Source organism: Streptomyces sp. B93, from assembly GCF_018070565.1.
GTDB lineage: Bacteria > Actinomycetota > Actinomycetes > Streptomycetales > Streptomycetaceae > Streptomyces.
The window spans coordinates 136,032-148,621 of sequence record NZ_JAGPXL010000016.1 but is presented as its reverse complement, the minus strand read 5'-3'; the positions used below and the strand labels follow the sequence as shown (position 1 = coordinate 148,621).

The 12,590-nt window shown below is 68.6% G+C and carries 14 protein-coding genes and 1 pseudogene; 9 read left to right on the top strand and 6 right to left on the bottom strand.

The genetic code is table 11. The annotated features are described in order from the left end of the window. The first annotated feature begins 7 nt into the window (after window positions 1–7). The 7 genes and pseudogenes from KBY47_RS18265 to KBY47_RS18235 all read left to right on the top strand — a co-directional run bounded on the left by KBY47_RS18265 (window position 8) and on the right by KBY47_RS18235 (window position 5,232). Window positions 8–385: a phage holin family protein gene (locus tag KBY47_RS18265; protein WP_210922215.1), complete on the top strand. Its 378-nt coding sequence runs from the start codon at window positions 8–10 to the stop codon at window positions 383–385. 4 nt (window positions 386–389) lie between these two features. Then, window positions 390–883, top strand: a pseudogene (locus tag KBY47_RS18260) (low molecular weight protein-tyrosine-phosphatase). Then, window positions 880–2,076: a cystathionine gamma-lyase gene (locus tag KBY47_RS18255; RefSeq protein WP_210922214.1), complete on the top strand. Its 1,197-nt coding sequence runs from the start codon at window positions 880–882 to the stop codon at window positions 2,074–2,076. The pseudogene KBY47_RS18260 and the gene KBY47_RS18255 overlap by 4 nt, the downstream one beginning before the upstream one ends. Before the next feature lie 226 nt (window positions 2,077–2,302). Then, window positions 2,303–3,208: a LysR family transcriptional regulator gene (locus KBY47_RS18250; protein WP_210922213.1), complete on the top strand. Its 906-nt coding sequence runs from the start codon at window positions 2,303–2,305 to the stop codon at window positions 3,206–3,208. Between the two features lie 133 nt (window positions 3,209–3,341). Further along, window positions 3,342–3,824, top strand: coding sequence for an NUDIX domain-containing protein (locus KBY47_RS18245; RefSeq protein WP_210922212.1), 483 nt, complete (start codon window positions 3,342–3,344; stop codon window positions 3,822–3,824). A gap of 81 nt (window positions 3,825–3,905) precedes the next feature. After that, complete coding sequence (locus KBY47_RS18240) at window positions 3,906–4,772, top strand: GNAT family N-acetyltransferase (protein WP_210922211.1); 867 nt, start codon at window positions 3,906–3,908, stop codon at window positions 4,770–4,772. Between the two features lie 7 nt (window positions 4,773–4,779). Then, window positions 4,780–5,232, top strand: a complete 453-nt coding sequence (locus KBY47_RS18235) for a GNAT family N-acetyltransferase (RefSeq protein ID WP_210922210.1) — start codon at window positions 4,780–4,782, stop codon at window positions 5,230–5,232. 57 nt (window positions 5,233–5,289) lie between these two features. On the opposite strand, the gene KBY47_RS18230 is transcribed toward KBY47_RS18235, so the two are convergent. After that, entirely contained in the window at window positions 5,290–6,675 is a 1,386-nt protein-coding gene (locus KBY47_RS18230) for a serine hydrolase (protein WP_210922209.1), read from the bottom strand. 80 nt (window positions 6,676–6,755) lie between these two features. Further along, on the bottom strand, window positions 6,756–8,234 hold the full coding sequence (gene dnaB, locus KBY47_RS18225) for a replicative DNA helicase (RefSeq protein ID WP_210922208.1): 1,479 nt from the start codon (window positions 8,232–8,234) through the stop codon (window positions 6,756–6,758). A 460-nt stretch (window positions 8,235–8,694) separates the two neighbouring features. On the opposite strand from dnaB, the gene KBY47_RS18220 reads away from it, so the two are divergent. Beyond that, window positions 8,695–10,032, top strand: coding sequence for an MATE family efflux transporter (locus tag KBY47_RS18220; RefSeq protein ID WP_210922207.1), 1,338 nt, complete (start codon window positions 8,695–8,697; stop codon window positions 10,030–10,032). A 138-nt stretch (window positions 10,033–10,170) separates the two neighbouring features. Here the strand turns inward: KBY47_RS18220 and rplI are convergent, their stop codons facing one another. The 4 genes from rplI to rpsF all read right to left on the bottom strand — a co-directional run bounded on the left by rplI (window position 10,171) and on the right by rpsF (window position 11,895). Then, window positions 10,171–10,617: a 50S ribosomal protein L9 gene (gene rplI, locus KBY47_RS18215; protein ID WP_210922206.1), complete on the bottom strand. Its 447-nt coding sequence runs from the start codon at window positions 10,615–10,617 to the stop codon at window positions 10,171–10,173. Window positions 10,618–10,635: 18 nt separating this feature from the next. After that, on the bottom strand, window positions 10,636–10,872 hold the full coding sequence (rpsR, locus tag KBY47_RS18210) for a 30S ribosomal protein S18 (RefSeq protein WP_003949403.1): 237 nt from the start codon (window positions 10,870–10,872) through the stop codon (window positions 10,636–10,638). Between the two features lie 72 nt (window positions 10,873–10,944). Next, the gene (locus tag KBY47_RS18205; RefSeq protein ID WP_210922205.1) at window positions 10,945–11,529 is read right to left on the bottom strand and encodes a single-stranded DNA-binding protein; all 585 of its coding nucleotides are present in this window, start codon (window positions 11,527–11,529) and stop codon (window positions 10,945–10,947) included. A 75-nt stretch (window positions 11,530–11,604) separates the two neighbouring features. Then, window positions 11,605–11,895 carry a 30S ribosomal protein S6 gene (gene rpsF, locus KBY47_RS18200; RefSeq protein ID WP_003991486.1) on the bottom strand — a complete coding sequence of 97 codons (291 nt, stop codon included), beginning with the start codon at window positions 11,893–11,895 and terminating at the stop codon, window positions 11,605–11,607. 295 nt (window positions 11,896–12,190) lie between these two features. On the opposite strand from rpsF, the gene KBY47_RS18195 reads away from it, so the two are divergent. Then, window positions 12,191–12,505 carry a hypothetical protein gene (locus KBY47_RS18195; protein ID WP_210922204.1) on the top strand — a complete coding sequence of 105 codons (315 nt, stop codon included), beginning with the start codon at window positions 12,191–12,193 and terminating at the stop codon, window positions 12,503–12,505. The last annotated feature ends 85 nt before the right edge of the window (window positions 12,506–12,590 follow it).

Sequence of the window (12,590 nt, the reverse complement as noted above, 5' to 3'; positions counted from 1 at the left end):
CAGACACATGATGAATTTCCTAGTCAAGACGATCGCCAACGCCGGGGCCCTCGCGGTCGCCGTGTGGCTGGTCGGCGACATCACCTTGACCGGTGACAGCACCGGCAAGAAGATCGGCACCCTGCTGCTGGTCGCACTGATCTTCGGTTTGGTCAACTTCCTGGTCAAGCCGGTCGTGAACCTGCTGAGCCTGCCGCTGCTCATCCTGACGCTCGGCCTGTTCACCCTGGTCGTCAACGCACTGATGCTGCTGCTGACCTCGTGGCTGGCCGACAAGCTCGACCTGAGCTTCCATGTGGAGGGCTTCTGGACCGCCGTTCTGGGCGCCCTGATCATCTCGATCGTCTCCTGGGCGCTCAACGTCGTCCTGCCGGACGGGGACTGATTCCATGACCTACCGCGTCTGCTTCGTCTGCACCGGCAACATCTGCCGCTCCCCGATGGCCGAGTCCGTCTTCCACGCGCGCGTGGCGGAGGCCGGACTGCTCGACCTGATCAAGGTCGACAGCGCCGGGACGGACGGCTGGCACGAGGGCGAGGGCGCCGACCCGCGCACCGTGGCCGTACTGGAGCAGCACGGCTACGCCGCTGAGCACACCGCCCGGCGCTTCTGCGGGTCCGGTTCGCCCGCCTCGACCTCGTCGTGGCCCTGGATTCCGGCCACCTCCGCGCCCTGCGCCGCCTCGCCCCCACGGAGCAGGACGCCGCCAAGGTACGGCTGCTGCGCTCCTACGACCCCACGGCGGACGCCCACGACCTCGACGTACCGGATCCCTACTACGGGGGCATGGACGGTTTCGAGGAGTGTCTTGCGATGGTGGAGACGGCGAGCACGGGGCTGCTCGCGGCGGTACGTGAGCAGGTGGAGGGACGGGCGGCATGAGTGACACCAGCAGCAGTACGGGGCAGTCGGGCGGCGGCGCACGCACGCGTGGCGGCCTTTCCGGAGCGGGCACGCCGGGTGAGGGCACACGGGCGGTGCGGGCCGGGCTTCCGGAGCCGGTGAAGTACGAGCCGACCCTGCCGGGGCCGGTGTTCGCCGCGCACTTCCATCTCCCGGGCGAGCCCACGGGCCCGTACACCTACGGCCGTGACGAGAACCCGACCTGGTCCCGCCTGGAGCAGGCGATCGGCGAGCTGGAGGCGCCGGACGGGGACGGCGTCGAGACGCTCGTGTTCGCCTCCGGCATGGCCGCCATCTCCTCCGTGCTGTTCTCGCAGCTGCGCGCCGGGGACGCCGTGGTGCTGCCCAGCGACGGCTACCAGGCGCTGCCGCTGGCGCGGGCGCAGCTGGAGGCGTACGGCATCGAGGTGCGCACCGCGCCGACCGGCGGCGACGCCCAGCTGGACGTCCTGGACGGCGCCCGGCTGCTGTGGATCGAGACGCCGTCGAACCCCGGGCTCGACGTGTGCGACGTACGGCGGCTCGTCGAGGCGGCACACGCGCGTGGCGCCCTGGTCGCCGTCGACAACACGCTCGCGACGCCGCTCGGGCAGCGCCCGCTGGACCTGGGCGCCGACTTCTCCGTGGCCAGCGGCACCAAGCAGCTGACCGGGCACGGGGACATCCTGCTCGGCTACGTCGTCGGCCGCGACGCCGATGCCATGGCCGCCGTCCGCCGCTGGCGCAAGATCGTCGGTGCGATCCCCGGCCCCATGGAGGCCTGGCTGGCGCACCGGTCGATCGCCACGCTCCAGCTGCGGGTGGACCGGCAGAACGCCACCGCCCTCGCGGTCGCCGAGGCGCTGCGCGACTGGCCCGAGGAACTCGCCGTGCGCTATCCAGGGCTGCCGGGTGACCCCTCGCACAAGGTCGCCTCGCAGCAGATGCGGCGCTTCGGCTGCGTGGTGTCCTTCGCCCTGCCGTCGCGCGAGCGTGCGGACCGCTTCCTCGACGCACTGCGGCTGGTGGACGATGCGACGAGCTTCGGCGGGGTACGGTCCACGGCCGAGCGGCGTGGCCGCTGGGGCGGTGACGCGGTGCCGGAGGGCTTCATCCGGCTGTCGGTCGGCGCCGAGGACCCCGAGGACCTGGTGGCGGACGTACGGCGGGCACTGGAGGAATCGGCGGGATGACTTCCGCTCGGACGCGTGTCGTGGTCCGGGTACGTACAACGGACGGTCCGAGCCTCCCCCCTCGTGGCTCGGACCGTCCTCGGTTCCGCGCGCGAAGAACCGCGCGACCAAGGCTAGTTGACTCTGTGTCAGTGTCCAATCACAGTAGCGACAGAGACCTATCGACTTATTTATAGTTGGGGGCCCTGCCCGGGGCGGTGAGAGGCGGGAGAGGGGAGGCCACGCCATGGATCTGGCCTTGCTGCGCACGTTCGTCACCGTGCACCGGGCCGGTTCCTTCACTCGCGCCGCCGCCTTGCTGGGCCTGTCCCAGCCCGCCGTCACCTCTCAGATCCGCACCCTGGAACGGCAGCTCGGACGCCCTCTGTTCCTACGACAGGCCCGTGGCGTCACCCCGACGAGCATCGGCGACGAACTCGCCCACAAGGCGGCGCCGCATCTGGACGCCCTGGTCGAGATCGCCCAGTCGGGGCTCGACGATGACTCCTCCTTGCGCACCCTGCATCTCGCGGGGCCGCCCGAGTTCACCACCGAGCGGGCCCTGCCCGCACTCGTGGAGCTGACCGGCGAGGAGGGGCAGGGCCTTGCTCTGCGCGCCTCCTTCGGCAACGCCGAGGAGACCTTGGAAGGGCTGGCGGCCGGGCACCACGATCTCGCCATCAGCACAGCCCAGCCCCGCGGTGCGCTGCTCACCGCGACCGCGCTCTGCGACGAGGAACATGTCCTGGTCGCCGCCCCTCGCTGGACCAAGGAGATCGCCCCCGGGACCCTCAGCGGCAAGGGGGCACTCGCCCTCGAGAACGTTCCTGTAGTCGAGGTGCATGAGTCCCTGCCCTTTGTCTCCCGCTACTGGGCCTCCGTCTTCGACTCCCGTCCCTCCGCCTCGGGCACCGTCATCGTGCCCGATCTGCGGGCCGTGCTCGCCTGCGCCAGTGCGGGGGCCGGACTCGCCGTGCTGCCCCGCTATCTGTGCGCTGCGGCGCTCGAACGCGGGGAGGTGGTCGCCCTGCACGAGCCCGCGGTGCCGCCCCTGCGCACCTATTTCCTCGTCGTGCGCACCGGGACGCTCGCCATGCCGCATATCGCGCGGGCTCATGAGTGGCTTCAGCGGGCTGCCGCCGACTGGTGCTGAACCCCGGGATGTGCTGAATCCCGGCTCATGCCGAATCCAGCGCACGACGGCCGCCGGAGGCGTTCACTCCATGGGCTCGATCCGTGACGTTTCGCGATGTTTCACGTGGAACCAAGCGGGCCACATTTCTTCCATGACCGTCCGACCCGTGGTCAAGCGCACCGCCCGCGCCGTTCTGCTGGACGGTGGCGACCTGATTCTGATCAAGCGCACCAAGCCCGGCGTGGATCCCTACTGGGTCACGCCCGGGGGCGGGGTCGAACCGGGGGACACGACCGTCGTCGACGCCCTGCACCGCGAGGTGTACGAGGAACTCGGCGCCAAGATCACCGATGTGGTGCCCTGTTTCGTGGATACCGTCGAGCACATCGGTGAGGACGGCGGCGCCACCGGCGTCAAGGTGCAGCACTTCTTCGTCTGCCGCCTGGAGTCCATGGATCCGGCACTACGGCATGGCCCCGAAGTGGATGAGCCCGCAGGCGAGTACGAGATCGTGCGCGTGCCATTCACCCGGGTAGGCATCGCCTCCGTCCATCTCGTACCGCTGTCACTGCGGCACTACCTGGACGGCAATATCGAGGGCGTGCGGGCCATGCACGCGCCCGACCTGGGCTGAGCACACCTCTCGCTACAAAAGCCCGTACGTCTCTGCCGAAACAGGTGGACGCCAACGGCATAGGTTGACAGCCTGACCTGCGTGCCTACTCCTTCCCTCGCCGCTCTCCCTATCCGCCGACTGACGCTTCGCGATCTCCCCGCCTGCGCCGACTTGTCCGAGAACCGGGGGTGGCCGCGTGAAGAGCACAAATGGGGATTCCTCCTCACGGCCGGGAAGGGATACGGCATCGATGACCCCGAGGGGGGTCTCGTCAGTGCTTGCGTCGTCACGGAGTACGGAGTGCCGGACCGTCCCGATCTGGGCGCCATCGGCATGGTCCTGGTCTCCGAACGCCATGCCCGTCAGGGCGTCGGCCGCCGACTGATGCGCCATGTCATCTCCTCGATGAGCACGACGCCCCTGACCCTGCACGCGACCCCGTACGGCCGCCCGCTCTACGAGGAACTCGGCTTCAAGACCGTAGGCCAGGCGGAGATGGTCCGGGGGCACTTCACATCCGGCGGACCGGAACCCAAGGTCGCAACGCGCCCCGCCACCGCCGAGGACCTCACGGCGATTCTGCGCCTGGACACCCAGGCGTTCGGCACGGATCGCACGCACATCATCACTCGGCTGCCCGCCTTCGCCGACCGGGTGCGGGTCGCCCTGGAGGGTGACCAGATCATCGGCTACGCGGCCGCCTGGCCCAACATGGACACCCATGTGGTCGGCCCGCTGATCGGCCGGGACACGGAGACCGCCAAGGCCCTCATCGCCTCCCTTGCCGCCCACACCGACCGCCCGTTGCGCACGGACATCGACGTGCGGCACGAGGAACTGCTGACCTGGGTGAAGGAACGCGGCCTCGCCTCCGTCGCTTTCAACGCGGTCATGGCGTACGGGATGACAGAGCTGCCCGGTGACTGGAGCCGACGCTTCGCCCCGCTGACGGTGGCTGCGGGCTGAGGCACCCATGGGAGATCTTGAGATACGGGCGGCGGTCATCGACGATCTGCCCGCCATCGTGGGCATGCTCGCCGACGACCCCCTCGGGGCCCAACGCGAGTCGCCGGACGATCTCGGCCCCTACCGGAGCGCGCTGGAACGCATCAGCGCCGACCCGAACCAGCACCTGGTTGTCGCGGTCCGTGAGGACCGCCTCGTCGGCACGCTTCAGCTCACGATCATTCCGGGCCTGTCACGACGTGGCGCCACCCGATCGATCATCGAAGGTGTCCGCATCCACGCCGACGAGCGCGGCAGTGGCCTGGGGACACGGCTCATCGAGTGGGCCATTGAGGAATCCCGACGGCAGAACTGCCAGTTGGTGCAGCTGACCTCCGACAAGACACGCGCCGACGCCCATCGCTTCTATGAGCGCCTGGGCTTCCAGGCATCGCACACGGGCTTCAAGCTCCCCCTCTGACACCACAAGGTGCCCTGTTTCACGTGAAACAGGGCACCCGCGGTGCCACGCCAAGCCCTAGCCGATCCCCCGCCATCCCTCCGGGTCCACACCACCCGGCACCGGTGCCTGCTCGTCATAAGGCTGACGTGTGAACACGAACGACCCGAGGTCGAGATGGCTCACCGTCCCGTCCGCCCGCCGAACGGCCCGCAGCACTTCACCGGCGTAGTAGCCCTCCAGCCCTGTCCAGGTGCCATCGCCGTTCGCCCGGAACCGGGAGCGGCGGCCGTTCCCGGACAGCGGCTCCAGGGAGATCAGCCCATCGGCCGTCACCCGCAGACCGAAGGCGTACGTCCCCCAGTACCACTGCCCCGCCAGCTCCAGCGTGGTCGGCTCGACCTCCCGCAACGGCCGCCAGGGCTCCGGGATCCTCGGCTCGGCCTCGGCGACGATCCGCACGAGATCGGCGCCGACCGCCGACGCCACCGGCCCGGAGGTGCAGTTCATCAGCACCACCGCCGCCACATCGTCCTCCGCGGCGATGGTGAGGCTGGCCAGAAATCCCGGCAGTGACCCGGAGTGCCCCACGAGCAGCCGCCCGTCTCGGTGTCTGATCTCCAGCCCGAGCCCATAGGCGTAGCCGTCCACCACATCCGCGGCCTCGACCGGTGTGGCGGGCACCCGCATCTCCCGTACGGTCTCCGCGCTCAGCACCCGGTCGTCGCCGTGTGTCAGAAAGACGGCGTACCGCGCCAAATCGCCGGTGGTCGACCAGAGCTGACCCGCTGACGCCATGCGGCCAAGGTCCTCGGCGGGTTCCGGCAACAGCACATCCGCCCACGGGTGCACCGCCCAGCCGCCCGCATGAGGAAACGCCGGACGCACACTCGTACGCCTCAGCTCCAGGGGTGCGAGCACTTCACGCCGAAGCGCCTCCTCCCAGGAGGCACCCCGCAACTTCTCGACGAGGGCGCCCAGCAGGGTGTATCCCGGGTTCGAGTAGTGGAATCTGCGGCCGCTGGGATGCACCCGAGGCCGCTCACCGAGCACATCGGAAAGCTCCGGCCGCAGCGATCCCGGCGTGCGCTCCCACCACGGCGCGGGCGACTCCGCCGCCAGCCCGCTGCTGTGCGCGAGCAGCTCGGCGATCGTCGCCTCCCCCACACCAGTGCCCGGCAGATGCTTCTCCAGCGGATCGGTGAGGTCCAGCAGCCCTTCGTCCCTCAGCCGCAGCACCAGGACAGCAGTGAAGGTCTTGGTGATCGAACCGATCCTGTACTGCACATCCTGGTCCGGCACCTCCCCGTCCACCGAGGTCCGCGCCCCGTGCCACACCGCCCGTCCACCCCGGACGACGGACGCGACCAGCGACGGCGCCCGCCCTTCCGACTGAGCCACGGCGATCCGGTGCAGCAACGCCCGGCGGGTACCCGGCAGGAGTTCTTCCTGAGAAGTCGTCATGCGCTCAGTCCATACCGCCGAGCCGCACTCGTCGAGCGCATTTGTACGGTCCTGGTGGGCGTCCCGCCAGGTACGGCCGGTCAGGTCTGTGCCATGTCCACGAAGCGCGAGTAGTGGCCCTGGAAGGCGACCGTGATCGTCGCCGTGGGGCCGTTTCGGTGCTTGGCGACGATCAGGTCGGCCTCGCCGGCACGTGGCGACTCCTTCTCGTAGGCGTCCTCGCGGTGCAGAAGGATGACCATGTCGGCGTCCTGCTCGATGGATCCCGACTCACGCAGGTCGGAGACCATTGGCTTCTTGTCCGTGCGCTGTTCGGGGCCACGGTTCAGCTGGGAGAGGGCGATGACCGGGATCTCCAGCTCCTTGGCGAGCAGCTTCAGGTTCCGGGACATGTCCGAGACCTCCTGCTGGCGGCTCTCGGAGCGCTTGGAGCCGCCCGCCTGCATCAGCTGGAGGTAGTCGATGACCACCAGCCGCAGGTCGTTGCGCTGCTTCAACCGACGGCACTTGGCCCGGATCTCCATCATCGACAGGTTCGGTGAGTCGTCGATGTACAGCGGTGCCGCCGAGACGTCCGGCATCCGGCGGGCCAGACGGGTCCAGTCCTCGTCGGTCATCGTCCCCGAACGCATGTGGTGCAGCGCGACCCGGGCCTCGGCCGACAGCAGACGCATCGCGATCTCGTTGCGCCCCATTTCGAGCGAGAAGATGACGCTCGGCAGGTTGTGCTTGATGGACGCGGCCCGGGCGAAGTCGAGTGCGAGCGTCGACTTGCCCATCGCCGGACGCGCGGCGATGACGATCATCTGGCCGGGGTGCAGGCCGTTGGTGAGCGAGTCGAAGTCGGTGAACCCGGTGGGCACACCCGTCATCTCGCCGCTGCGGGAGCCGATCGCCTCGATCTCGTCGAGCGCGCCCTCCATGATGTCGCCGAGCGGCAGATAGTCCTCGCTGGTGCGCTGCTCGGTGACGGCGTAGATCTCGGCCTGGGCGCGGTTGACGATCTCGTCGACGTCGTCGTCCGCCGCGTATCCCATCTGGGTGATACGGGTGCCGGCCTCGACCAGTCGGCGCAGGACCGCGCGCTCGTGGACGATCTCCGCGTAGTACTCGGCGTTCGCCGCCGTCGGCACCGTCTGGACGAGCGAGTGGAGGTAGGCCGCGCCGCCGACCTTGTTGATCTCGCCGCGCTTGGTCAGCTCGGCGGCGATGGTGATCGGGTCGGCGGGCTCGCCCCGGGCGTAGACGTCGAGGATGGACTGGTAGATCGTCTCGTGGGAGGGCTTGTAGAAGTCGTGGCCCTTCAGGATCTCGACGACGTCGGCGATCGCGTCCTTGGACAGGAGCATGCCACCGAGCACGGACTGCTCGGCGTTGAGGTCCTGGGGCGGGACACGCTCGAAGGACGACCCCCCGCCGTCCCACCCGGTGCCGTCCGGACCACGGTCGTGCTGCTCGTCCCGGCCACGGCCGCCGTCACCGCGGCGACGGGAGGCGGGCAGACGATCACTGGGACCGCTGTCGGCCCAGGGGTCGTCCAAGGGCTCGGAAATACTCACCGAGCCACCTCCTCCCGTCCGCCGAGCGGACCTAGCCGTGCCCCTCTTTTCTACGGCACGGCACCGACAATCCGAGAAGCCCAACTCCGGTTCTGACGCGTCGGTTTTGTGATGGTTCAGCTGCCGACGGACGGAGCGGGCGCCGGACAACGGTAGGCCCCCGGGCACCGTCAGCCAATCTGGTTATCCACAGGCCATGTGGACGACGGCCCCGATGCTGTGGAGAACTCGGCGAAACCTGTGCACGACCCGGTGGACAGGCCTGTGAACAAGCTCCGTACCCTTCTCGTCGCACGACTCTGACCTGCGCTTTCCCCGTCCACCGGCTGTGCAGAACAAAAACTTTCCCACACGGACCAAGATCGTCTCGGACTGTACACAAGAGCACACACCGCAAGGCCGTAAGTAAGGGGCACAATGGCTTTGCATCGCTTACCTGTGGACGATTAGATTGGTGCTCATGACACAGGCTCCAGCGACTCCCCGCGCCACGCGGCGCCAGCACGACCGAGAGATCGTCGCGCTTGCCGTTCCGGCCTTCGGCGCACTGGTCGCCGAGCCTCTGTTCGTCATGGCCGACAGCGCGATCGTGGGCCACCTCGGCACCGCCCAGCTCGCCGGACTCGGCGTCGCCTCCGCGCTCCTCACCACAGCCGTAAGCGTCTTCGTCTTCCTCGCCTACGCCACCACCGCCGCCGTCGCCCGCCGCGTCGGCGCGGGCGACCTCCCCGCCGCGATACGCCAGGGCATGGACGGCATCTGGCTCGCCCTGCTGCTCGGCGCCGCGGTCATCGCCGTCGTCCTGCCCGCCGCACCGGGCCTCGTCGACCTGTTCGGTGCCTCCGAGACCGCAGCCCCCCATGCCACCACCTACCTGAGAATCTCCTCGCTCGGCATCCCCGCCATGCTGATGGTCCTCGCCGCCACCGGTGTACTGCGCGGCCTCCAGGACACCAGGACACCGCTGTACGTCGCCATCGCCGGATTCGTCGCCAACGGCGTCCTCAATGTGGTCCTTGTCTACGGTGCCGATCTGGGCATCGCGGGCTCCGCCTGGGGAACGGTCATCGCCCAGTGCGGGATGGCGGCGGTGTATCTCACGGTCGTCGTGCGAGGAGCCCGCCGCCACGGTGCCGCACTGCGCCCTGACCTCGCCGGGATCCGGGCATCCGCCCAGGCCGGTGTGCCACTGCTGGTGCGCACCCTCTCACTGCGGGCGATCCTGCTGATCGCCACGGCGGTCGCCGCCCGGCTCGGCGATGCCGATATCGCGGCACACCAGATCATCCTGTCCCTGTGGAGCCTGCTGGCCTTCGCGCTCGACGCCATCGCCATCGCCGGACAGGCCATCATCGGCCGCTATCTCGGCGCCGGTGACGCCCAGGGAGCCCGCGATGTGTGCCGCCGTATGGTGCAGTGGGGCATCGCCGTAGGGGTCGTCCTCGGGGTCCTGGTCGTGGTGAGCCGCCCGTTGTTCCTGCCGCTGTTCACCAGTGACTCCCTGGTGAAGGACGCCGCCCTGCCCGCGCTGATCGTCGTGGCGGTCTGCCAGCCCATCAGCGGAGTGGTCTTCGTCCTCGACGGCGTTCTGATGGGCGCGGGGGACGGCCCCTATCTCGCCTGGGCGATGCTGCTCACACTGGCGGTCTTCGCTCCCGTCGCGCTCCTTGTGCCCACCCTCGGAGGTGGGCTCACCGCGCTCTGGGTAGCGATGAACCTGATGATGACGGTCCGCATGCTCACGTTGTGGCTGCGCACCCGCTCGGGCCGCTGGGTCGTCACCGGCGCGACCCGCTGAATCCACTCACCGCGTTTCACGTGAAACAGCGAGGGCCGAGTCCCCAGCACTCTTCGTTTGGGGCTCGGCCCGGACGCGAAGAAGGGCCGCACCCCTTAGGGTGCGGCCCTTCTCAGCTGTGCAAGCCGAGTGCGACGATCAGGCCGCGACGACCTCGATGTTGACCTTGGCGGCAACCTCGGGGTGCAGACGCACGGACGTCTCGTGGGCGCCCAGGCTCTTGATCGGCGCGCCCAGCTCGATGCGGCGCTTGTCGACCTCGGGGCCACCGGCAGCCTTGATCGCCGAGGCGATGTCGGCCGGGGTGACGGAACCGAAGAGACGGCCGGAGTCGCCGGAACGGACGGCCAGGCGGACCCGGACACCCTCGAGCTGGGCCTTCACGCTGTTGGCCTGCTCGATGGTCTGGATCTCGTGGATCTTGCGAGCACGACGGATCTGCTCGACGTCCTTCTCGCCACCCTTGGTCCAGCGGATAGCGAACTTCCGCGGGATCAGGTAGTTGCGAGCGTAACCGTCCTTGACGTCGACGACGTCGCCGGCGGCACCGAGGCCGGAGACCTCGTGGGTGAGGATGATCTTCATGAGTCGGTCACCCTTCCCTTAGCGCGCGGTGGACGTGTAGGGCAGCAGCGCCATCTCACGGCTGTTCTTGACAGCCGTGGCGACGTCACGCTGGTGCTGCGTGCAGTTGCCGGTCACGCGGCGGGCACGGATCTTGCCACGGTCGGAAATGAACTTCCGCAGCATGTTCGTGTCCTTGTAGTCCACGTACGTGACCTTGTCCTTGCAGAAAGCGCAGACCTTCTTCTTCGGCTTGCGCACAGGCGGCTTCGCCATGGTGATTCTCCTGTGTGATCAAGAAGTTTGGGATACGGCCCACCCTCGGCCCAAAGGCCGGGACCCGAAGGTCTAGAAAGGGGGCTCGTCCGAGTAGCCGCCGCCGGAGCCACCGGAGCCGCCGCCCCAGCCACCGCCGCCACCCTGCTGGCCACCGGCGGGTGCGCCGGTCGCCCAGGGGTCGTCGGCAGGAGCGCCACCGCCCTGCTGGCCGCCACCGGGGCCGCCGCCCCAGCCGCCGCCCTGCTGGCCGCCGCCACCGCCGCCGCCGTAACCACCCTGACCACCGCGGCCGGCGGTCTTTGTGACCTTGGCCGTGGCGTTGCGCAGGCTGGGGCCGACCTCGTCGACGTCCAGCTCGTAGACCGTGCGCTTGACGCCCTCACGGTCCTCGTAGGACCGCTGCTTCAGACGGCCCTGCACGATGACGCGCATGCCTCGCTGAAGTGACTCCGCGACGTTCTCCGCCGCCTGACGCCAGACCGAGCAGGTCAGGAACAGGCTCTCGCCGTCCTTCCACTCATTGGTCTGACGGTCGAAGGTGCGGGGAGTGGACGCGACACGGAACTTCGCGACCGCCGCACCGGAGGGGGTGAAGCGCAGCTCGGGGTCGTCGACAAGATTGCCGATGACCGTGATGACGGTCTCGCCTGCCATGGGGGAACCTCTCGGCGGGTTTGCTGCTGGCTGCTGGTGCTGCTACTCGGATCCCGAGATCAGCTGAGCGGAGGCTCAGTGGGTCTCGGGACGGAGGACCTTGGTCCGGAGGACCGACTCGTTCAGGTTCATCTGGCGGTCGAGCTCCTTGACGACCGCAGGCTCGGCCTGAAGGTCGATGACCGAGTAGATGCCCTCGGGCTTCTTCTTGATCTCGTACGCGAGACGACGACGACCCCAGGTGTCGACCTTCTCGACCTTTCCGCCGCCGTCACGGACGACAGAGAGGAAGTTCTCGATCAGCGGGGAGACAGCGCGCTCCTCGACGTCGGGGTCGAGGATGACCATCACCTCGTAGTGACGCATGTGGAACCCACCTCCTTTGGACTCAGCGGCCACGGTCGTTCCGTGGCAGGAGGGTTGTGATGCGTACGCAACGGTATCGGCCGCCACTGACAACGGGGGTCGATCGGCGGTTTCCCAGAGGGGCGGGGACGGGTACCTGACGCGTCACCGACCCGGTGAGGACAGACACCGGTGCAGACGGTACAGACTACCTGCACAGCTGCTTCCGGTTGAAATCCTCCCCTGAGGGCGGTCAATCTGTACACATCGGGTGTGTATGGCGCTACAGTGCGCCGTCTTCCGCAGGAGGTGCCCCATGGCACAGGCAATGCGACCCAACACCGCCGGCTCTCTGTTCGCCACGGACGGCAGGCGTCATCCGCTCCAGGACACCCTGCTCGCGGTGACGCTGGTTCTCGGACTGACGGCCTTCATCTCGGCGATGTTCCACGACCTGCATATCCTCAGCTCCTGGACCGGGCTGCTGGGGATCATGACGGGTGCGTACGGGCAGTGGGTCTCGGAGACGACCCGCGAACGCTTCGGCCTCGTGCTGGGGCTCGGCGCCTCGGCCGTCGGTTTCTTCCTGGGAATGGCACACGGCGGTCTGTTCGGCGGTGTGATCGGCTGAGCGAAGAGGCGTCCGGATCCGCGGACGCCTTCCTTCCATGACGTCCCGGTGCACTCCGGTGGGCGATGCACCGGGGTCAAGGTGC